Here is a 21,586-nt window from a genome sequence, read left to right as displayed (position 1 = left end):
CGCTAAGCTTTGCGCAGCTTTAACATGCTGCAGATATTGTTCTTCTGGATCGCGGATGATCCACCGAGGATCGGCATCACGAGGATGTCGCGCACGTGGCGTTCCATGTCGAACTCCTTGATATAGCCATAGGCGCCGAGGATTTGCTGGCAGCTCAGCACGATGTCCTTGGCGGTATCGCAGACGAACAGCTTGGCCATCGAGGTTTCGAGCGAGGCGTTGATACCTGCGTCGAGTTGATGCGCAGCCTGATAGGTCATCACACGGCACGCATGCAGCTTTGTCTTGGCGTCGGCGAGCATGTGGCGGATCGACTGAAACGCCGAGATCGGCTGGCCGAACTGCTCGCGCTCCTCGGCATAAGTCCAGGCCTCATCGACTGCGGCCGAAGCAATGCCAAGCGCCATGGCAGCGACCTCCAGCTTTTCGATGTCGAGACCGGGGCCGAGCAACATCTTCCAGGCATTGTTCCAGCCTGCTTCCTCGCCGACGATGTTCTCCATCGGCACTGCGACATCTGAAAAGCTGACGTCGTAGGTTCCGGTCCCCTTGAGGCCAAGCGCATCCTGCGCCTCGAACACGATGCCTTCTGCATCGGTTGGCACAAGGACTAAGGTGAGGTTCTTGTGCCGGTCCTCGACCGGGCCGGTGCGCACCAGAGTGTAGATATAATCGGCGATCTTGGCGGCCGAGCAAAATCGCTTCGCGCCATTGATGATCACCTTGTCACCGACCAGCTTGCCGGTCGAGCGCACCGCTGAAACATCGGCACCGACATCGGGCTCGCTGATGCCATAGGCGAAGATCATTCCGTCCTCGACAACGCGAGGGAGCAGCTCGCGCTTTTGTCGCTCGCTCGCGACTTCGGCAAGGTTGAGCCCAGCATAGCAGGCGGACTGGATATATGGTCCGCCCACCGCCATGCTCCGCGCGCAGAGCATTTCGATTGCTACAACGGTCGCGTGAATATCGCGTCCTGCACCGCCATATTCTTCGGGCACTGTGAGCCCCATCAGGCCTAGCCCGGCCAGCTTGGCGTGGACTTCTGCCGGAAAGTGATTGTCGCGGTCCCAGCGCCGCACGTCTTCAAGCGGCATCTCGCGCTCAATGAAGCGGGAAAGCGTGTCGCGAATAATCTGTGTTTGCTCGGGTTCCTGCAAAAGGCTCACGCGCTGGTCGCTCCCATAGTCCGGCGCCATCGCACGGGCACCTCTCGGCAGCCGGACTATCGGCAAGCCCTATTCAATTGGAACTCGCTTCTGGCGCGGGTTTTGCCCGCGACATGAATACGAGTTTCAGGTGAGCAAGCGCCTTGCCTAGGTTTTTGGGCAGAGGAGATGCGCAAGGCGAACACGCATTGAGAGGCGGCCGCTGTGCAAGACGAGCAAACGTGAACCAGCCCAATCCCACCCTATCGGAATGGATCGCTACAGATGGCGAGCGTGCAAGCTGCGTCCGCGCGACCACGCTCGGCGATGTCATTGCCGAAGCAGCGGGGCATTGGGGCGACCGCGAGGCCATCGTCTACCGCCAGCAGCCAGCGGTAGAGCCTGTATCCTGGACCTTTGCCGAACTTGATCGATTGTCGGGGCAACTTGCGGCGGCCTTGCTGGCGGTGGGCTATCGCACCGGAGACCGGATCGCGGTGTGGGGGCCCAATCACCCCGAATGGGTGCTGCTCGAATATGCCATTGCCAAGGCGGGCATGGTGATCGTCGCGCTCAACCCGCTCTATCGATCTGCCGAGCTGGCCTTTGCGCTTGCAGATTCGCGCGCGAAAGGCATCTTCCACGCCGATCAGGTTGGCGATCATGGGCTTGCCGCAACAATTGCCGAGGTCAGCGGTGACCTGCCTGACCTTGCCTACGCGCACAGCTTCTCAAGTATATGGAGTGAGCTTCTGGCAGGTGATGCTGGCGAATGCGTCCGCGTTGAAGTCGACCCCGAACAGACCTTCATGATCCAATATACCTCGGGCACCACTGGCGTCCCCAAGGCGGTTCGGCTGTCGCACCGTGCGCTGTTGACCACAGGCTACAATTCCTATCGCCTGTGGGAACTGGGCGAGCAAAGCCGCGTGTGCTTTGGCTTCCCGCTGTTTCACGTCGGCGGCTCGGGACACTCGATACCCGGCGCGTGCCAGACCGGCGCAACAGCCTTTCCGCTCTACATTTTCAAGCCTTCGATCACGCTCGACATTCTCGAGGCTGAGCGCTGCACGACCTTCATAGGCGTGCCGACCATGCTGATCGCAATGCTCGACGATCCCAGCTTCGCGTCGCGCGATCTCTCGCATCTCACCGCGATCATCGTCGGCGGCGCACCGGTAACGCTCGACCTGCTTCAGCGCTGCCACGAGGGTTTCGGTGCCGAGGTCATGAACTGCTACGGCCAGACCGAAACGAGCGGCGTGACGGCCACCACCCGGCTTGACGACAGCGACGCAAAGAAAACCAGCACCAGCGGCCAGCCAGTGGTCGGTGTGAGTGTTTCCATTCGCGACGATGGGGGCCACCCGGTCCCGCACGGCGCGTTGGGCGAGCTCCACTATCGCGGACCTGGCGGCATGATCGGCTATGGCAGCGGTGAAGGGGATCCTGCGGTCGGCCAAGGCTGGATCGCATCGGGCGACCTTGCCCGGATGGACGCAGACGGCTTCGTCGCGCTCGACGGGCGCAAGAAGGAAATGATCATCCGCGGAGGCGAGAACCTCTCTCCGCTTGAGATCGAAACCTACATGAAAACCCATCCCGCCATAGGCGATGTTGCGGTGATTGGCGTGCCGGATCCAAAATATGGCGAAGTCGCCTGCGCAGTGGTCCGCTTGCGCCCCGGAGCAAGTCCGGATGCACAGGAAATCAGGGGGTGGTGCGCTGAACGCATCTCGCGCTGGAAAGTCCCCGAATACGTCGAATTCGTGGACGACTTTCCAATGACCCCATCAGGCAAGATTCAGAAATACATCCTCCAAAAGGACATGATCGAGCGGCTGCAACTGGCCGCAGACGAGTAAGGCGCAATCGGAGATACCGGCACATGAAATACGACAGCTATGAGAACCTCAAGATCACCAAGGATGACAACATCCTGACGATCACAATTAACCGGCCTGAAGTCCGCAACGCCATCAACGAGGGCCTGCACAAGGAGTTCGGACGCATCTTCATCGATGTCGATGCCGATGAAGATGTCGATGTGGTCGTTTTGTCAGGTTCGGGCAGCGCATTCTGTGCTGGCGGCGACCTTAAATGGTTGCTCGACATGCACGGCAATGTCGCGGCCACCGCGGTCGGCATCAAACGTGATCGCAAGATCCAACACTCGATCCTCGACCTTGAAAAGCCGATTATCGCCAAAGTCGATGGGCCGGCGGTGGGCCTCGGCTGCTCGCTCGCGCTCTATTGCGACTTTGTCTATGCGACCGAGCGTTCGATCTTTGCCGATCCGCATGTGTCGATCGGCCTTGTTGCCGGTGACGGCGGCGCGGTCATGTGGCCGCAGCTAATCGGCTATGCGCGGGCGCGGAAATATCTTCTGACCGGCGATGCGATTGGTGCGATCGAGGCGGCGAGCATTGGCCTCATCACCGAGGTCGTTGCCGAAGAGGAACTCGATGAGAAGGTCGCCAAAATGGCAGCGCGCCTGGCTGCGGGTGCGACCCATTCGATCAAGTGGACCAAGGCCGCGATCAACGCCGGGCTGCGTGTGACCGCCGATGCGATCATCGATCAGGCTGCGGCGTTCGAGAATGTCACCCAGCTGCTCGACGACCACCGCATTGCGCTTGAGGCCTTCCAACGCAAGGAAAAGCCAAAGTTCACGGGGCGCTGAGACTTCGATGCGTGAATTCAATCTGGCACCGATAGAGCTGCCACCCGAAAGCGAGACCCTGCGCGCCGAGGTTCGTGACTTTCTGGATCAAGAAATGCGATCCTACACTGTGGTCGAGCGCGCCCGCACGTGGTTTGGCTTTGATCCTGCATTCAGCCGCAAGTTGGGTGAGCGCGGGTGGATCGGGATGACCTGGCCGGCCCAATGGGGTGGGCACGAACGACCCGACAGCGACCGCTATGTCGTGATCGAGGAAATGCTGGCTGCCGGCGCTCCGGTCGGCGCGCATTGGATCGCAGACCGGCAGAGCGGGCCCCTGATCCTCACCTATGGAAGCGAGGAGGCAAAACAAGCCTTCCTTCCCGGTATCGCGAAAGGCGAGCTTTTTTTCTGCATCGGGATGAGCGAGCCCAATGCAGGATCAGATCTTGCTGCAATCACGACCCGCGCAACGCGCTGTGACGGCGGCTGGCGGGTCAACGGGTCGAAGCTTTGGACAACCGGGGTAATGCACGCGCATCAGATGATCGCGCTTGTGCGGACCGATCAGAAGGCCGAAGTCCGGCACGCGGGGATGTCGCAGCTTATCATCGACCTCAACGCAAACGGTCTTACCCGGCGTCCCATCGTCGACCATCAGGGCGAAAGCCATTTCGGCGAGGTGCATTTTGACAATGTGTTTGTCCCGGATTCGATGCTTGTCGGTGAGGCTGGCAATGGCTGGGCACAGGTCAATGCTGAACTCGCGCTTGAACGCAGCGGCCCGGAGCGCTACCTCAGCAGCTATCGCGTGTTTGAGGAGCTGGTCGCGGCCTATCGCGATACCGGCGACAGCCAGATCGAGCCACTTGTAGGGGAACTGACGGCCCGCTTTTGGACTTTGCGACAAATGTCACTTGCGGTCGCTGATGGTGTTGCGCGCGGACACAATCCGGTGGCCGAGGCCGCGATCGTCAAGGATCTGGGGGCAAAGCTCGAGCAAGACATCCCACTGTTGGCGCAGGCGACAATCGGCGGACGCGTCTCGCAACCAGCTTCGCTCATCGCAACCATCGAATACCTGCTGCGCTTCTCGCCGATCTTTTCGTTGAGGGGAGGGACCAGAGAAATTCTGCGCGGCATTATCGCCAGAGAGATTGGACTGCGATGAGCGACTATGCAGATATGCTCAAACAGAGCGTCGGTGGGCTGTTCGGTGAACTGGCGCACGCTGATGCACACGATAGCCGTGCCTGGCAGAGTATCGAGGAGTTGGGCATTCCGTCGCTGTTTCTGGCCGAGACCGATGGTGGCATGGCGGGGAGCTGGCGTGATGCGGAAATCGTCTTTCGGCTTGCAGGCTATCATGCGCTTGCCTGCCCTGTGGGCGAGACAATGATAGCCCGCCTGCTGCTAGCCCAAGCCGGAGGTGCTAAAGATGACGGCTGTCCGGCCGAACCGAATTGGTGGCAGGATGATCGCCTTGATCAGGAAAGGGCATTCACTTGCCTCGCCTTCCTGCGCACTGCCCAGCTCGCAGGCGCGCTTTCTGCCTGTCTCGAAATGTGCGTGCGATACGCGCAGGAGCGTTCGCAATTCGGGCGCGAACTGCGCAAGTTTCAGGCGATCCAGCATCAGATCGCGATCTTGGCTGAAGAAGCAGCAGCAGCGGCTGCGGCCTCGGCATCTGCGGCCGCAGCGCTCGATCGCTCTGACGGTCAGTTTGAGGTCGCTTGTGCAAAATTGCGAGCTAACCAAGCCGTCGGCGAAGCAGTACTCATCGCGCACCAGATTCACGGTGCAATCGGCATAACAGAGGAATTGGGCCTCCACCGTTTCACTGACAAGCTGTGGAGATGGCGCGGTGACTTTGGAAATGACCGCCATTGGGCCCAATGGTTGGGCGCGCGCGTGCTCCATTGCGAGCGAGAAACGCCATGGCAGCTACTCACAGATGGGCGAATGACATGAGCGATTTACCGGGTTTGGTCGATTCCCAATTGTCCCTGCATGAAGGGATCGCGCTGTTGAAGTTCAACCGACACGACGTGCGAAACGAGCTGACCGGCACCGCAATTGCTCGGGAGATTGTCGCTGTATGCGAATGGGCGAACCGGAATTCTCAGGTGGGCGTGCTCGTCCTCACCGGGAATGGGACCGCATTCTCCGCAGGGGGGAACATTCATGACATGCACCAGCGCAAGGGCATGTTTGGAGGTACACCCAGCGAGATTCAAAACGACTACAGGCGGGGCATTCAGCGCATGGCCATAGCCATGAACTCACTCGAAGTGCCAGTCATTGCAGCGGTGAATGGTGCGGCAATCGGCGCGGGGTTCGATCTTGCGTGTATGTGCGATATTCGACTGGGTTCGGTCCACGCGAAGATGGGTGAAACTTTCGTCAATCTTGGCATCATTCCAGGCGACGGCGGTGCGTGGTTTTTGCCCCGAGTAGTCGGTGCACAGCGCGCGGCTGAGCTCACATTCTCCGGTCGGATCGTAGAGGCAGACGAAGCGCAAGCAATAGGATTGCTGCTCGGAGTGTACTCGGCAGACGAGCTGCTTCCGTCAGCCCTGCAGATGGCAGAAGGGTTTGCCAAAAAACCTCGCGAAGCCTTGCGAATAGCCAAACGGATCATGCGTTCGGGACAGCGCATGAACCTTCCAGACTTCCTTGACTATTGCGCCAGCCTGCAAAGCATATGTCACACGACTTTGGAGCACGCTGAAGCGGTTCGGACGATGGTTGATAAGGTCCGTTGAACCCATTCGAAGGCATTGGGCAAAATCAAGGAATCATCGTGTTCCGTGCTAGGCAGAAATGTTGCCGAGAAACCTCAGAAATCTCAAAGCGAGCGCATTACGAGCAGATTTTTTGAGGCCTCAGTTTTAGTGACAATCTTGGGATTTTAGACGAGGCGGAATGAATAATCCGCCCGCTGCGAGGGAGAAAATTACCATGCGTTTGCGTGCAACGCTTCTTTACACGACTGCGATTTTCGGTGCCGCGAGCGTTGCTGCTCCGTCCTTGGCACAGGTGGCTGATGATCCTGCTGTCGATGCCGAGCAGACTGATGGCGACGAACGCTCCGGCGGAATTCCGACTATCGTGGTGACCGCGCAAAAGCGTGAGCAATCGGTGCAGGACGTGCCGATTTCACTGCAGGTCGTCACCGGCGAAAGCCTCCAGAACATGCAGATAGCGGGTGTCGAGGATCTCGCCGGATCGCTCCCGAACGTGTTCGTGACCAAGGACACCGTGTCGAGCAACGTCTACATTCGCGGTGTCGGGTCGGGGTCGAACGCGGGCTTTGAGCAGGCGGTCGCGACCTTCGTCGACGGGGTCTATCATGGCCGTTCGCGCTACACCCAGTCGGCCTTTGTCGATGTCGAACGGGTCGAGGTCCTGCGCGGGCCGCAGTCGATCTATTTCGGCAACAACGCCATCGGCGGTGCATTCAGTGTCGTTACCCGCACGCCAAGTCTGAGCAACTGGGAAGGCAGTATCCAGGCGTCCTACGAATTCGAGGGCAATGAGCCGGCGGTCGAAGCCGGAGTGGGCGGACCGTTGATCGAGGACAAGCTCGGGATTCGGGTCGCGGGGCGTTATTCGGACCTCGACGGCTTCATCACCAACGGCGTCATCGGACAGGACAATCCGAACGTCGAAGACAAGTTCATTCGCGGCACTATGGTAGCGGAATTCGGCGATGCTTGGCAGGCCACGTTCAAAGCCGAATATGGCAAGCAGGACTCGATCGCGCCGCTTGCTGTCCAGCTCACCAATTGTCCGCCTGAGCCGCCGTTCAACGCGGCGGCGACCTTCTCTTGCGGATTTGCGCTGGCAACGGGTCAGGAAACTGAGCTCGACTACAACCGTTCGGCCAACCCGGGCGAGTTTGGCGATATCGAGGCGCAGGAATATGTCTTCACGCTCGAGAAGGACAACCTCAATGGCCCCGGAATCGTGTTCCAGGCCGCCATTTCGAAGTACGACTTCTTTCTGGCAGCCGATACCGATGGCGTAGCGGCCGATTTCTTCAGCTTCAATACCTTCGAGAGCGTGAACCAGAAGACGCTCGAAACGCGGTTTACCTCTCCGCGGGACTTCCCGGTCGAGGTTATCTTCGGCGGCTACTATCTGGACACCGGCACAACTATCAACACGACGCTGAACTTCCCGTTCGCAACCGTGCTGCTGGCAGGCCCGCTCGCCCCGCTTGCGCCGTTCGCGCCGCTCGCAGGTGACATTTCGCTCGACCAGCAGGAAGAGGCAATGTCGTTGTTCGGATCGGTGACGGTGCCGCTTGGCGAGACATTCTCGGTCACGGGCGGGCTACGCTACACCCATTCGCGCAAGCAGGGTCTTCAGTCGGCCACCAATGCGACCGCGAACGACCCGTTCGGCCTCACGGTCACTCCATTGCCCGCAGCGCTCCAGCCGGTCGCGGCATTCCTGACCGGTTTCAACACCCACACCACGCTCGGGATTGTTGAAGACGATGCCTTTTTGCCGTCGGTCTCTGTGCAGTTCGAGCCGACCGATGACCTGACGCTCTACGCCAAATTTTCCGAAGGCTTTAAAGCGGGTGGTCTGGACGCTGTCGAATTGACAGGCATTGCTGATCGTCTGACTTTCGAGCCCGAAACGGTCGACAGCTACGAAATCGGTCTCAAGGCTTTCCTCTTCGACCGCAACTTGTCCTTCAATATCGCGGCGTTCCGCAGCGACTATTCGGATCTTCAGCAGAGCGTTGCGCAGTTTACAGCGACTTCGGCTTTCATCACGATTGCCAATGTTGGCGGGTTACGCACGCAGGGGATCGAGACCGGTCTCGTGTGGCAGATCACCGACAATCTTCAGTTCGGTGCTGACGTCGCCTATCTCGATGCGGCTTATCAAGACTATGCCAACGCCGGGTGCACCGCGCTGCAGGCCTTACAAGCGCAGAACGCGGGGCAGGTCGGCTGCTCGCAGAACCTGACCGGCGAAGCGCCTCCGTTCGCGCCGTCCTATTCGGGCAATATCCGGCTGGGCTACGAAACTCCGATCGGAGACTCGCTCAAGCTCACGGTTGACGGGGCCATGAACTTCTCAGGCGGTTATCACGTCATTGCCGACCGCGATCCGAACACCTTCCAGTCAGCTTGGGAGAAGTTCGACCTGCGCGTTGGGATCGGCGACTATGATGATCGCTGGGGCGTGGCCTTTGTGGGGCGTAACCTCGGCAACACGCTGGTGGTCGGATCAGCCAACGACGTGGTCGCGTCGGCCGGCTCTTACACCCAGCAGGTGCAGCGCGGCCGCACGCTCGCGATCCAGGCGAATTTCAAGTTCAAGTAATTGGGGCAGAAGAACCCTTCCGGCGGGAGCGACTCTCTCTCCTGCTTCCGTCGGCAAATTTCTGTAGCCGTGATTGGGTAAGCGTTTGAAACCTGGCGATCCGCACTGGCATTCGCGTGTAGGGGCACCAGCCTGCCTCGGAGAAGACGTCGAGATCGCATGGGACGATGCCGCTGATATCGTCATCGTCGGGCTGGGCGGGGCAGGCGTTTGCGCGGCGATCGAGGCGCTCGACGCGGGGGCCTCGGTGATCGCTGTCGATCGCTTTGCCGGGGGCGGAGCGACACGCATGTCGGGCGGTGTTTTCTATGCAGGTGGTGGCACGCAGCAGCAGCGCGAAGCAAATGTCGACGACGACCCCGAAAACATGTTCGCCTATCTCCAGCAGGAGGTCGGCGATGCGGTTCCGGCAGAGACGCTGATGGATTTCTGCCAGACGAGCGTCGAGCAATCCGAATGGCTCCAGCGCAATGGGGTGGAGTTTGCGAGCACCGTCTGCCCGATCAAGACTTCCTATCCGCCTGACGGATACTATCTCTATTTTTCGGGCAATGAAGCGCAAGTCACTTATGCCAAACAGGCAACACCTGCGCAGCGCGGGCACCGGACTTTCGGTAAGGGGCTAACTGGTCATCGTTTCTACGACGCACTGTTGCGTTCGGCCTTGGCAAAGGGCCTGCGGGTCTACCGGTTCAGCGATGCGCAGCGGATCTTGCTGTCGTCAAACGGGACGATCGAGGGAATTGAAACCAAAACTGTCGATCCGGCCAGCAAGGCTGCTCGCGAGCTTGAAAAACTCAATGAGAGATTCGGCAGTTCGCGTGCGCTACTTTTCCCTTCGGTTGCCGCAAAACTGAAAAGCCGCGCTGATCGGATCAGCCGCGAGAACGCAGTCGCAAGATCAATTCGAGCCAATCGGGCAGTGATCCTTACCGCCGGGGGGTTTGTCCATAACCGCGAGATGGTCGCGCACCACGCTCCAGCCTATTCGGGAGCAATTGCGCTTGGAAGCATCGGATGTGATGGCTCGGGTATTCGTCTCGGTCAGAGCGCCGGAGCTGCGGTTGATAGGCTCGACAATATCTCTGCTTGGCGCCAGTTTCAGCCGCCCCGAGCTTTGGCCACGGGAATTGTCGTCGATGCGCAGGGTAAGCGCTTCGTAGCCGAAGATTGCTACGGCGGCACAATCGGTCATGCGATTGCGCAGGAGGCTGATGGCAGGGCCTATATCATCGTCGATCACCTCCTCTGGAAGTCTGCGCTGCGGCAAGCCTTGCCAGGGAAGGGCAAACTGTTCCGCCTGCAGGGCGCGCCGACCTTGATGGGAATGCTGCTCGGCTCAAAAAAGGGGCGAACACTGTCCGAGCTTGCAGAAAAATGCGGGATGGATCCGGCTACGCTTATTGACGCTGTCGGCCATTACAATCGCGCATCCGCAGGCGATGAAACAGCTCGTTTCCCCAAGCACGCCGACTTCACCGGCCAGATTGTCGGGGCGCCATTCCACGCGATCGACATCTCGATCGCGAACAAACGTTATCTATGCCCTTCGATCTCGCTTGGCGGGATCACGGTCGATACCCGCTCTGGACAGGCACTCGACGCTGACGGGCAACCGATCGCCAAACTCTTCGCCGCTGGCAAGAACGCCGTCGGCATCTCGTCGCATCGCTATGTGAGCGGGATTTCGCTGGCTGATTGCGTCTATTCCGGAAGGATTGCCGGTCGATCCGCTGTCCGTATGATCAACGTCTAAACCCAAGTACCGAGGTGACCATGCCAAGCCTGAGCTATTGCAATGTTTCCGTTCTCGATTTCGACCGCGCGGCGCGGTTCTATGATCCGCTGCTGAGCTCGATAGGTTGGGGGGTCATCATGAACTTCGACGAGCGCGGCCGCATCTATGGTGATGGGGTATCGATGTTTGGCGTGCTGACGCCCTATGATGGTAAGGCCGCCGTGCCGGGCAATGGGACGATGTTCGGGATCAAATTTGAGACCGTCGAAGCCATGAATGATTTCCATGCCAAGGCTATGGAACTCGGCGCCAGCAACGAAGGTGATCCCGGAGAACGCGCGCCGGGTTCTCATCTTGGCTATTTCCGTGATCCGGAAGGAAATAAGATCTGCGTCTATTGCCTTGGCTGACCTTCCCAGATCACGGCGCGGTATAGTCCATGTCGTAGGTCTGACAGATTGGGTCCATGGAGAGCATGCCTCGACCCACGAATTGTACCCGGTTCAGCCAAGCGTAGCGCTCGATTGACGGGTCAATCTCAATCAGGCCTGCGAGGAAGACCGGCGTTTCGCCGCGAACATGGCTCTCCATGTCTCCGACAGACTTGTATTCGAAGAAAAACGGCACGCCATCTTCAGTCTCGAGCGCCATGCGCACGGTAACATGTGCAGCGTAAGCGCCCTGCAAATAGCTACCCATACCCACTCGCAAGCTGACTTCGCCGAGAACCTCGGTCTTCCACTCAACCGAAAGGAGTGGGGCAGCGGCGCGCGTTGTGATCGGGCCAGGATGGCTGAACGAGCCCTCCGGGAAGACCCGCAAGGTGCCAAACGGGCAGAGTTTCAATGACATGGCATTCCTCTCAATCTCATCGCCAACGTGAAATTGCACGAGGTTCTGGTTCAACTCGCATTCGCATAGACGCACTTGCAGCCCGACACATCATCACCGATAACAGAATAAATATTCTGCATTTGGAGGATTTGTGGCGAGACAGCCTGCCTACGATCGTGACGCGGTGATTTCCGAAGCGCTCAGCAGCTTTTGGGCGAGAGGATTTTGCGGTGTCGATGTCGATGCACTCACGCGTCGAACCCGCCTCAATCGCCACAGCCTCTATGGTGCATTCGGCGGGAAGCGCGGGATCTTTCACATTGCACTTGAAAGCTATGCCGACACAATCGCTGCAGAGTTCTTGGAGGGTCTCGCTTCGGGGACCGGGCTGGATGCCATCATGAGATATTTCGGCGAAGCATCAACACGCTTGGCAGTCGACGGCGAAAGAGCGAACGTCAGCAACGGTTGTTTCATCGCCAACACCGTTATCGAAATGGGGCGGTCAGATGACGCGGTCAACGCAATCATCGACCACTATTACGACAGGATCCATCGTGCCCTCGCCGACGCTATCGGGCGAGGGCAAGGCGATGGCAGCGTCCGAACGGACCTCGACTCTGATCAAATCGCGCAATTGCTGATCGCGACCAGCCAGGGGATGAGCCTAGGCGCGCGATTTGGACGCACCACGCCCGGACTGCTCGCCGCATTGCAAGCGGCACTGGCTGCCGTGCCCACCCAAGCCGTTCAAGCCATAACAAGCAGGGAGAATTGAAAAATGCGTATCGCCATGCCGGAGGACGTCGCTGATCCCTACTCAAACCTCGGTTTGCACTATGCTGGGGAGATCGTCGGATCGGTCTCACAATTCTCGCAGACGGTCTATCGCCGCACCACGCTGCCCCTGCGCGTATTCGAAGCCGCTCGTGCGCGCACGGCTGAGATAAATGGCTGTCTCGTCTGCCGTGCCTTCCGTGCCAAGCGTGACATGGCGTCCTACGACGGATCGAAGGTCGGGAGTGTGGTCGACAATGGCGATGCCCCTGATGAGGACTTTTACCAAAACGTCTCCGCCTGGAAGACCTACGAAGGCTTCAACGCGCGCGAGCGGGTCGCGATCGAACTGGCCGAGCGGTTTTGCGAGGAGCCACAGGCGCTCTCGGTCGACGACGATTTTTGGGCGCGTGCGCACGGGTCATTCTCGGATGACGAGATCGTCGAACTAACGCACGCTGTCGCCTCATTTGTTGCAACCGGTCGGGTCGCGCATGTGCTTGGCCTCGACAGGGTCTGCACGATCCAAACGATCGGTGAAATTTCTCAATAACACGCTAAAAAAATTCCGCTTGAAGGCGAGGGGACATCATGGTGAACGAACCTGACTTGCAGCAGCTCATCGGCGAGCGCGAGGTTGCCAACCGGCTTGCTCGCTTCGCCCGCGTCCTCGACGGCAAGCAGTATGACGCAATTGACCAGGTCTTCGCAGCTGATGTGACCTTCAACTATGGGATCGGAGGGGAGCAGGCGGGGATCAAAAGCATGCGCAATATGTTGCAGCAATTTCTCGGCAGCTGCGGCCCCACGCAGCACTTGATTGGAAGCTATGCCATCGAGGTGAGCGGTGATCACGCGACGAGCCAAGCCTATGTGCAGGCCCGACACCAGTGCCGCAACGATTTGGGTGGAGCGATATTCGACACTTGCGGCGATTATTTAGATGAGTGGGCGCATCGGGAGCACGGCTGGCGGATTGTGCGACGTGATGTAAAATAGTCGATCTTTACCGGAAATCCATCGGTTCTGGGTTCGCTCGATCTTGCGAGCGTGCGGCAAGGCCGAGGCCTGGATTAGCCCCTTGTGTGGCTCACTCTGAGCCGAAACGAGCGCGTCGCGAGTCGCGTTTAAATCGCCTCGGCCTTACCCTTCTTTTCAATAGTCGCAGCCCGATCCAGCCGCCCCATGGGAGCGCTTGTGTTTCTCAAAGGGGCGTGGCCGTGCGATGCAGCTGACAGAGAGGGAAGATTGGATCACGCCCGTAGCCCCAGCCCGGAGCTGAATGAAGACTTTCGAGCCGCTATGCGCAGACTGGCGTCTGCTGTGGGTGTGCTCACCGCCAATGGGCCGGTCGGTCCGCTTGGCATGGCAGCTTCATCGATCACTTCGCTCACGATTGAACCTCCTTCGCTTCTTGTCTGCGTAAATCGATCAGCCACGTTCCATTCGTGCATGAACGAGGGTCGATCTTTCTGCATCAACTTGTTGTCGCGAGATCAAAGAGACATCTGCGATGCATTCGGAAGTCCAGCACGTCGAAACGAGCGGTTTGTAGGTGATTGCTGGTCAGTCGATCCATCAAGCAAGCTACCTGTATTGGCAGATGCGCAGGCCAATATCGTCTGTGTCGTCTCTCGGACCTTCCCATACGGAACGCACTCCATCGTAGTCGGAGAAGTATCCGACGTCCGTTTGGGTGGTGATATTGCTCCCTTGATTTATCAGAATGGCGGCTATCTCTGACCGCGACTGCTAGGTTCACTGCCTGAGATTGAGTTGGGTTTTGTCGGATAGACGGCCGCCTGACGGACTTGTCGGGCTCTGTCAGAGCAAACGCACCTCTTTGACGGATGAGGCTTGCGGGTCAGGGCGCACAGATGCCCAGACCCAGAACGCCCGAAAGTCCGTTTCGGTATTTCAACTCATCTCCCGAGGTGCTCCGCATTGTGGTGATGATGTACGTCCGCTTTCCGCTGAGCTAGCGGAACGTCGAGGATTTGCTGGCCGAGCGCGGGATCGACATTTGCCATAAGACGGTAAGGCATTGGTGGAACCGCTTCGGTCCGATTTTCGCTGTAGATGTGAGATGCCAGCGCGTGAGCCGGATGAAGGGATTTCGGCAGCGGAAGTGGCACCTTGATGAGGTCTACGTGAAGATCAATGGCGAGATGCACTATCTGTGGCGAGCGGTCGACCAGGAAGACGAGGTGCTCGAGAGCTACGTCACCAAGGCCCGCGACAAGAAGGCAGCGCTCAGGCTCATGAAGAAGGCGCTGAGGCGCCACGGTTCACCGGAGACAGTCACTACCGACTGTCTGCGTTCCTAAAAGGCGGCAATGAGCGAGCTCGGAAATAGCGACAAGCAGGAGGTGGGGCGCTGGGCCAACAACCGGGTGGAAAACAGCCGACTGCCGTTCCGACGTCGAGAGCGGGCAATGCTCAAGTTCCGACAGATGAAAAGCTTGCAGAAGTTCGCCTCGGTCCATGCCAGCGTCCACAACCACTTCAACCTCGAACACCACCTGATCGACCGCCAGACCTACAAGACCCGCCGCTCAGCTGCTTTGGCTGAGTGGCAAAACCTCATGGCCTAGTCGATCATGAGGGTAGGGCGAACTCTGCCAAGTGGAGACGGGTTCGGAGTAGACTGACAGCACCGCCACCTAGTCTGGGGCTTTCCTGATAACCGAGAATTGGCTCGGCAGAACCGCGCAGTTCTGCGGCCTTCAGGCGTTCAAACCGTACCACAGAGAACAGCGTGGGGAGAGAATTCGCCGCACATTGCCCGGTTTTCTCTGTGGCTATTTTCGTAGGTACGGGATCGGGATTTTTCCGTGTTATCGGCCAAAAAACACGGAATTTCGCGCGAAAAACACGGAAAATGCACTCTGAGCAGACAGAGAGCCCTATAGAAACAGTAGGTTGGCCGGAGCGCTGGACCTCGAAAACACGGAAGACCGCGCGGATTGCACGCGCGACAATGACTGCGCTTACACGCACAGCAAAGGGCGCGATCTTCTGGTGAGATCGCGCCCTAGCAAGAACGGAGCTGAGACTTACAGGTACTTCAGTCTGTGCTTGAATCCGGTGTAATCCGAAGCAGCGAGCAGCTGAACGGTGGAGTCCACCTGATCATTGAAGTTGCAGTGAGGGAAGCTGAAGAGCTCGGCCTCGTAGGCGGCGAGCCAAGGTGCTTCTGTCGGAAGCCAGACCTTGCCTTGCTCAAACTTGACGGCCTGCTGCTCGGCGCGCTCGACCTTGCCCTTTTGCGGGGAGATGTTGATGAGCCATTTCTGTCCATCGAGCAACTCGATTTCCTGGATCAGGCTGATCCCGCTCGCCTTCTTCTCGACGACTACCAAATTCGCCTTCCAGGCCTTCTTGAGAGCGTAAACCTGTTTGCGCAGGTCAGGAAAGGAGGGCCTGCCACGCCAGACGTCGAGTAGGTGAAAGCCATCGGGACATTTGGCCCAGGTAGTGCAGACGCTCCAGGCGCTGTCCTCATCGGACTCATAGGCGGTATCCCAGCTCTGGATGATCGCTTGGATTTGTGAAGGCTTGGGCGGCTTTTCCTCGCGCTTGATCCATTCCTCGCGGAAGATAGCCCCGCCTGGAGGCAGTGGGCTCTGGTTGAACTGGGCTTCGAAATCGAACTCCCCCATTTCCTTCTTGAGCTCGGCAAGGTCCTTGAGATCATGGCGCTCGGGCTGAAGGACACGGCCGGCCTTGAAGCGGACTTTCAGACCACCCTCGACAATATCGAAGACCTTGGTCACCGGCTGGATGGCCGGCAGGATGAGTTCCTCCCAACCGCCAGTCTGCATGATGTGACCGGGAAGATCGTCCTGATGCAGACGTTGGGCCACCACTATCAGCTTGCCCTTCTTGGGATCATTGAAACGCGTGTGGATAGTCGACTGGAACCACTCGGTGCATTTGGCGCGTGCTGTTGGTGAGTGGCCTTCGCTTGCCTTGAGCGGGTCGTCGATGATGATGATATCGGCACCACGCCCTGTGAGCGTTGCGCCCGTAGAGGTGGCAAAGCGGTAGCCGCCAACGGTGGTTCCGACCTCGGTCTTGTTCTGCTGCTTTGGGTCGAGATGGGTGTAGGGAAAGATGCGCTTGTAAAAAGGGGACTTCATCAGTTTTAGGCAGTCAGCACTGAACTTCTCGGCGAGATCGGTACCGTAGGAAGCGCAGATGATGCGGGTCTTCGGGTCTTTCCCCAGCAGCCATGCGGGATAGGCGATCGAGATCAGATAGGTCTTGAGATAGCGCGGCGGGATGCAGACCAGCGCACGCCTGACATCGCCTTTGAAAACCTTCATCAGCAGGAAGCAGATGATCGCGATATGCGGTGCCATCAAAAGCTTGCCAGGCTCTAGAACCGGGAAGGCGCGGATGGCGAAGGCAAAAAAGTCCCTGCGGCATAACTCGTCCACGGCCGCGCGGAGTTCAAATGGATCAGCCATCGTCTTTCTCCTCATCCGGTTTCTTGAAAACCTTGAACGTCTCCTTCAGCTTGAGCCATTCTTCGAGCGTGTCGAAGTCAGCTGCTGACTCCTCCTTTGTAGGCGGGATGGTCTCGCCCGGATCGAATTTCTCGTCGAGGCTAAGCAGCATTGCGGTTGCCTTCAGATCTCCGGCTGCAGCCTTCTGCGCTAGCTGATGGTAGTATAGCTGCTGCTTGGTCATCTTCTGGGTCTCGCCGTCGAAAGTGACGGTGATCTTCTTCTCCACCGCCTCCTTCCATAGGGTCTTCTGGTTCTTCGATCCCTTAGGTCGACCCTTCGGGTTGGGAGACTTACACCCCTTCTTCCAGTGAGTGTCGGGATCGGTCTTGCCATAGCCCCACTTCGAGGGCTTCTTCTTGGGTTTATCAGTCATGGCTGTCCTCCTGTGCCGAGGCGCGGGCATGGCCGAGTTCCTCGAACGTCATTCCGGTTGCGACGTGGATGGCGTGCTCCCCCGTGAAAGCTTCCCAGCGACGGATGGCGCGATCGACATATTTGGGATCGAGTTCGATGCCGCAGCAGATGCGCCCGACACGCTCGGCGGCGATCATGGTCGTGCCCGAACCGAGGAAGGGATCGAGCACGATCTCACCCCTGTTGCTCACGTCCAGCAGGGCATCCTCGACCAGCTCGATCGGCTTGGGAGTAGGGTGGTCAGCCAAGGCCTTGCAGGAGGAGGAACCGCGGCGGTTGGCGCCTGGATAGGACCACACATTGGTGCGATCGCGCCCGTGGCGGCCGAGTTCGACATTATTCGTTGCAGGCGTCTTGCCATTGCACAGCACAGCGATGAACTCATGTGCCGAGCGGTAGATGCCTCCCATGCCGCCAGAGCCCTTATTCCAGACGGCAACGTTGGTCCGCTTGAGGCCGGCATCGTCTGCGGCGAGAAGGAGCTGCTCTATCTGCCGCCAGTCCATGCAGGCGAAGGTGATAGCGCCTTCGGAGGTATAGGACTTGCAGTGTGCGAGGTACGTCTTGAGGAAGTCGCGGAACGCTTCCTGGTCCATCTCGCCGACTGCCATGGCGAAATTTTCGTGTTTGTGCTGGCCCAGGCCGCTGACGAAACCATCGATCGGGCAGTTATAGGGCGGATCACTGAAGACGCAGTGTGCGAGAAACCCTTCAAGGAGTAGCTCGTAGGATGCTGCAATCAGAGCATCGCCGCACAGTAAACGGTGGTCACCCAACTGAAAGAGATCAGCCTCGCGAGAGACGGTGTTGATGTCCCCCTCGGCTGTTTCGCCTTCTTCAGGTTCTTCCTCTTCTTCGAAGGGTTCACTGACAATGAGGATCTGATCGATCTCGGGCAGGGTAAAGCCGGTTGTGGTGAGTTCGATTCCGGCAGACTCGATGGCGATCATCTGCTCGCGGAGCAGTTCGAGATCCCAGCCTCCCGTTTCTGCCATGCGGTTGAGAGCGAGCGAAAGTGCCTTGAGCTCCGTTTCGTCGAGATGCTCGATGACAATGCAGCTGATGGTCTCGAAGCCAAGCTTACTTGCTGCTTCCCAGATCACATGGCCGGAGACAATCGTATCTGATCCATCGATGAGCACGGGAAGCACCAGGCCCAGCCGCTTGATCGACTTGATAACCCCTTCGAGCTGCTGGGGTGTGGTGATGCGTGCCCGGTCGGGTGACGGTCGCAGGGCCTCGATCGGTTTTTCTACGAGCTGCAGATCGGGCTGCAAATCGTTGCGGCCGTGGAACGTTGCCGCACTTGCGACGCTGGATGCGGCTGCATGGCGATCGCGGCGGGCGCGCGACTTCTTCTGCAGCTGCGCCTTCAGTTTGTTGGCAAGCAGTTTGCTCTTGTTGGCAGGCTGATGACTGCCATGAGGCGTCTTCTTGGGATGGTCTTTGAGTTTCATTATGTCCTCCTTCGGTTGGTTCCGATGGAGGAGGCGCTGGGCGTGCAGTCGGTCCTGTCTCCAATCGGAGTTCAGGACCTGGCCCCATGAACTAGGGGCCTACATCCAAGTGCGGAATGAACTTTGGGCTCACCCGCACTTGCCGTGCCAGGTCGTTGGCTTGCTAATGGGCCATAACAGGGAGCACTATGCAAGTCCGTTTTTGGACAGAGGCAGGAAATGCGCTCTTTGCTTCGACCAGTTGGCGTCAACTCCGCCAGAAGCTAGGAGGCTTTTTGCGTCTAATCCGGCTCCTACCCGCCCCGCGAGAACGGCCTCGACGACTTCGGGAGCGAGGAACACCAGCCTGACCACGCGCGTCATCCAGGAGGCGGTCATGCCCTCCTTGCGCGAGAGCTTGGCGATGTCCGTCTCGCCCTTTGCCAGCTCGGCCCACCAGGCTCGTGCCTGGAGCAGAAGGCGAAGCAGTGCCGGGTCTGGCTCGCGCGGGGCTGCCGGGACTCCACCGTCATGTACAAGCCGCATGGCCAAGCCTGACCTTGTGAGTCTAACCGCAGTTTCATGTGTGATTGTCCCTGGCCCATGATCGGACTGCGAAAGCTCGAACAACTCCGCGATCCCCTGGCAGGAGAGCTCAAATGTGAGCCTGTTGGGGTAAACCACTGCTTTGGAGATAAGATCGCGCAGGAGCGTTGAGCCTCCACGGATCAGCATAGCGTAGCTCTCATCTGCAATGGCCTGGATCTGTCCCAGCACTGCAGGCGTAATGTGCAATCCGGCTTGTCCAGCAAGAGTGAGCGGATCTATCAGAAGCTTTCTCAACTCACCGCGAACAACCTGTTCGATCTCCTTGGCGGGCATGCGCAGGACGGGTCTTGTGTCGTCGACACCTGTCAGATCGTCCGTACGGCTGACATAATAGCGATAGCGCTTGTTACCCTTGCAGGTGTGCACGGCCTGCAGAGGCCTTCCATGCTCGTCAAACAGGATGCCGGCGAGTAGGCTGCGGTTTTGTTGTCTCGCCTTTCGTGTCCCTTGCGTATTCTCGGTCAGTTGCTGCTGGACCGCTTCCCATTCTTCCTTGGGAATGATGGCTTCATGCATCCCTGAATAAGTCTTGTCCTTATGGGCAATGTCTCCGGAATAGATCGGGTTCTTGAGGAGGTGATAGAGGTTGCCGCGGGAGAAGGGACGTCCGCCATAACTCTTGCCATTTGCTGTCAGGCGCAAAGGTGCATGGATGCCCTCGCGTGCCAGCTCTTCTGCAACCTGCCTGACTTTGCCTACATTGCGATAGCGGTGGAAGATGTCGCGCACGATCGCCGCATGCTCTTCGAAAATGGCAAGGCTGCGACCATCGGGCTTGTATCCCAGCGGCGGGACCCCGCCCATCCACATGCCCTTTGCTTTCGATGCAGCAATCTTATCGCGAATACGTTCGGCGGTGACTTCGCGTTCAAACTGGGCGAAGGACAAGAGCATGTTGAGCGTCAGTCTGCCCATACTGGTGGTCGTATTGAATGACTGGGTCACCGAGACAAAGCTGACCTTGGCTTCATCGAAGGTTTCGACCAGTTTCGAGAAATCGAGCAGCGAACGAGTCAGGCGATCGACCTTGTAGACGACGATGATATCGACAAGGCCCTGCTTCACATCACCCAGCAGCCGCTGGAGGGAAGGGCGCTCCAACGTTCCTCCCGACAATCCGCCATCATCATAGTGGTCAGGCACAAGTTTCCAGCCCTCGCTGGCCTGGCTCAGCACATAGGCAGCACAGGCTTCGCGCTGTGCATCAAGCGAATTGAAATCCTGCTCCAGCCCCTCATCGCTCGACTTGCGGGTGTAGATGGCGCAGCGAATACTCTTCATGCTGCTCTCCTCGGCTTCAATCCGAAGAAAGCGGGCCCTGACCAGCGCGTTCCAGTGATGGCACGCGCAACTGCGCTCAGCGACTTCCATTGCTGGTCGTTCCAGCGAATGGTTCCGTCATCATCGACAGTGACCACGTGCAGCGTGCCGTTCCACTCGCGCATGAGCCGCATGCCGGGCTGGGTAGCGCGGGTCTGAGTGTTGCCGCGTGCAAGCTGATCCAATGTCTGCTGTGTTCGGCGTGACAGCCCGCCATAGACGCTGACCTGCAATTCCCAGGCAAGGGCCAGGCGCAGCATTGCCGCACTGACACGTGGGGCCGGTTTGTCAGTAACCTGCTTCCACTTCTCGCGCAGCTGCGCCAGCGACAGTGTCGCCAGCGCAGCCAGTTCGGTATCGAGATCGGCGCGCTGCATCACGAGGCCCCGTTGATACGGTAGAAGGTCACGTCGCTATGCTTCGTTTTCTCGATGAAGTGGCCCTTCTTCTTGAGGCCGGTCAGTGCAGCGCGTGCTGAATGGGGTTGCCAGCCTGTCGTCCTGACTATCTCGTCGAGCGTTGCGCCTTCGCTTCGTTGCAGCAGTGCAATGACGTCGGCGATCTTGCTGGTCTTCGGTGTTGCTTGCGGGTTCTTCTTCGTAGCCATGGGTGGTCTCCTATGATCGGAGCAGCGCATTGCCGCTCCCACCACTCAGAGCCCGGGCATCGCTGATCTGGTGGCCGGGTCAGGTCGTGACGTGCTCGATTGGCGCTCGTAACCTCACGAACAGCAATGCTTGGAATGGAAGGGAAGTCGAGTGATTTCAGCTAGAAATCGAAAGTTATGA

Annotated in this window: 20 protein-coding genes and 1 pseudogene; 13 read left to right on the top strand and 8 right to left on the bottom strand. The window is 58.7% G+C overall.

Features of this window, described 5'->3' with window-relative positions; all coding sequences use genetic code 11:
• Window positions 1–2: 2 nt before the first annotated feature.
• On the bottom strand, window positions 3–1,199 hold the full coding sequence (locus L1K66_RS14800) for an acyl-CoA dehydrogenase family protein (protein WP_252258559.1): 1,197 nt from the start codon (window positions 1,197–1,199) through the stop codon (window positions 3–5).
• 191 nt (window positions 1,200–1,390) lie between these two features.
• Here L1K66_RS14800 and L1K66_RS14795 point away from each other — a divergent pair, with 191 nt between their 5' ends.
• The 8 genes from L1K66_RS14795 to L1K66_RS14760 all read left to right on the top strand — a co-directional run bounded on the left by L1K66_RS14795 (window position 1,391) and on the right by L1K66_RS14760 (window position 11,304).
• Window positions 1,391–3,013, top strand: a complete 1,623-nt coding sequence (locus L1K66_RS14795) for an AMP-binding protein (RefSeq protein WP_252258558.1) — start codon at window positions 1,391–1,393, stop codon at window positions 3,011–3,013.
• A 23-nt stretch (window positions 3,014–3,036) separates the two neighbouring features.
• Window positions 3,037–3,831, top strand: coding sequence for an enoyl-CoA hydratase/isomerase family protein (locus tag L1K66_RS14790; protein WP_252258557.1), 795 nt, complete (start codon window positions 3,037–3,039; stop codon window positions 3,829–3,831).
• Window positions 3,832–3,838: 7 nt separating this feature from the next.
• Window positions 3,839–4,981 carry an acyl-CoA dehydrogenase family protein gene (locus L1K66_RS14785; protein WP_252258556.1) on the top strand — a complete coding sequence of 381 codons (1,143 nt, stop codon included), beginning with the start codon at window positions 3,839–3,841 and terminating at the stop codon, window positions 4,979–4,981.
• A complete protein-coding gene (locus L1K66_RS14780) occupies window positions 4,978–5,781 on the top strand; it encodes an acyl-CoA dehydrogenase family protein (protein ID WP_252258555.1) in 804 nt (267 codons plus the stop codon). Before L1K66_RS14785 ends, L1K66_RS14780 begins: the two co-directional genes overlap by 4 nt.
• Window positions 5,778–6,575: an enoyl-CoA hydratase-related protein gene (locus tag L1K66_RS14775; protein ID WP_252258554.1), complete on the top strand. Its 798-nt coding sequence runs from the start codon at window positions 5,778–5,780 to the stop codon at window positions 6,573–6,575. Before L1K66_RS14780 ends, L1K66_RS14775 begins: the two co-directional genes overlap by 4 nt.
• A 196-nt stretch (window positions 6,576–6,771) precedes the next feature.
• Complete coding sequence (locus tag L1K66_RS14770; protein WP_252258553.1) at window positions 6,772–9,156, top strand: TonB-dependent receptor; 2,385 nt, start codon at window positions 6,772–6,774, stop codon at window positions 9,154–9,156.
• 73 nt (window positions 9,157–9,229) lie between these two features.
• A complete protein-coding gene (locus L1K66_RS14765) occupies window positions 9,230–10,912 on the top strand; it encodes an FAD-binding protein (protein WP_252258552.1) in 1,683 nt (560 codons plus the stop codon).
• A gap of 20 nt (window positions 10,913–10,932) precedes the next feature.
• A complete protein-coding gene (locus tag L1K66_RS14760; protein WP_252258551.1) occupies window positions 10,933–11,304 on the top strand; it encodes a VOC family protein in 372 nt (123 codons plus the stop codon).
• A gap of 10 nt (window positions 11,305–11,314) precedes the next feature.
• On the opposite strand, the gene L1K66_RS14755 is transcribed toward L1K66_RS14760, so the two are convergent.
• A complete protein-coding gene (locus L1K66_RS14755) occupies window positions 11,315–11,800 on the bottom strand; it encodes a DUF3237 domain-containing protein (protein ID WP_252258550.1) in 486 nt (161 codons plus the stop codon).
• Between the two features lie 112 nt (window positions 11,801–11,912).
• Here L1K66_RS14755 and L1K66_RS14750 point away from each other — a divergent pair, with 112 nt between their 5' ends.
• From L1K66_RS14750 to L1K66_RS14735, 5 genes and pseudogenes are all read left to right on the top strand, one after another.
• Window positions 11,913–12,506, top strand: a complete 594-nt coding sequence (locus tag L1K66_RS14750; RefSeq protein ID WP_252258549.1) for a TetR/AcrR family transcriptional regulator — start codon at window positions 11,913–11,915, stop codon at window positions 12,504–12,506.
• 3 nt (window positions 12,507–12,509) lie between these two features.
• Window positions 12,510–13,058: a carboxymuconolactone decarboxylase family protein gene (locus L1K66_RS14745; RefSeq protein ID WP_252258548.1), complete on the top strand. Its 549-nt coding sequence runs from the start codon at window positions 12,510–12,512 to the stop codon at window positions 13,056–13,058.
• Window positions 13,059–13,096: 38 nt separating this feature from the next.
• Window positions 13,097–13,504 (top strand): nuclear transport factor 2 family protein, encoded by a 408-nt coding sequence (locus L1K66_RS14740; RefSeq protein WP_252258547.1) that lies wholly within the window; start codon window positions 13,097–13,099, stop codon window positions 13,502–13,504.
• 186 nt (window positions 13,505–13,690) lie between these two features.
• Window positions 13,691–14,248 carry a flavin reductase family protein gene (locus L1K66_RS16555; RefSeq protein ID WP_407931957.1) on the top strand — a complete coding sequence of 186 codons (558 nt, stop codon included), beginning with the start codon at window positions 13,691–13,693 and terminating at the stop codon, window positions 14,246–14,248.
• Between the two features lie 134 nt (window positions 14,249–14,382).
• A pseudogene (locus L1K66_RS14735) lies at window positions 14,383–15,099 on the top strand (IS6 family transposase).
• A 462-nt stretch (window positions 15,100–15,561) separates the two neighbouring features.
• Here L1K66_RS14735 and terL read toward each other — a convergent pair.
• The 6 genes from terL to L1K66_RS14705 form a co-directional block, all read right to left on the bottom strand.
• Window positions 15,562–16,977: a phage terminase large subunit gene (terL, locus tag L1K66_RS14730; protein WP_252258546.1), complete on the bottom strand. Its 1,416-nt coding sequence runs from the start codon at window positions 16,975–16,977 to the stop codon at window positions 15,562–15,564.
• The gene (locus L1K66_RS14725; RefSeq protein WP_252258545.1) at window positions 16,970–17,392 is read right to left on the bottom strand and encodes a DUF5681 domain-containing protein; all 423 of its coding nucleotides are present in this window, start codon (window positions 17,390–17,392) and stop codon (window positions 16,970–16,972) included. Before L1K66_RS14725 ends, terL begins: the two co-directional genes overlap by 8 nt.
• Window positions 17,385–18,890, bottom strand: coding sequence for a site-specific DNA-methyltransferase (locus L1K66_RS14720; protein ID WP_252258544.1), 1,506 nt, complete (start codon window positions 18,888–18,890; stop codon window positions 17,385–17,387). The genes L1K66_RS14725 and L1K66_RS14720 overlap by 8 nt, the downstream gene beginning before the upstream one ends.
• Before the next feature lie 186 nt (window positions 18,891–19,076).
• Window positions 19,077–20,759: a recombinase family protein gene (locus L1K66_RS14715; RefSeq protein ID WP_252258543.1), complete on the bottom strand. Its 1,683-nt coding sequence runs from the start codon at window positions 20,757–20,759 to the stop codon at window positions 19,077–19,079.
• Window positions 20,756–21,175, bottom strand: a complete 420-nt coding sequence (locus tag L1K66_RS14710) for a DUF2924 domain-containing protein (protein ID WP_252258542.1) — start codon at window positions 21,173–21,175, stop codon at window positions 20,756–20,758. Before L1K66_RS14710 ends, L1K66_RS14715 begins: the two co-directional genes overlap by 4 nt.
• Complete coding sequence (locus tag L1K66_RS14705; protein WP_252258541.1) at window positions 21,175–21,405, bottom strand: DUF3489 domain-containing protein; 231 nt, start codon at window positions 21,403–21,405, stop codon at window positions 21,175–21,177. Before L1K66_RS14705 ends, L1K66_RS14710 begins: the two co-directional genes overlap by 1 nt.
• Window positions 21,406–21,586: the final 181 nt, after the last annotated feature.

The sequence above is a fragment of the Erythrobacter aurantius genome (assembly GCF_023823125.1).
GTDB classification, from domain to species: Bacteria; Pseudomonadota; Alphaproteobacteria; order Sphingomonadales; family Sphingomonadaceae; genus Erythrobacter; species Erythrobacter aurantius.
Note: the sequence above shows the minus strand (reverse complement) of the source record. Positions and strands in the feature narration are given on the sequence as shown.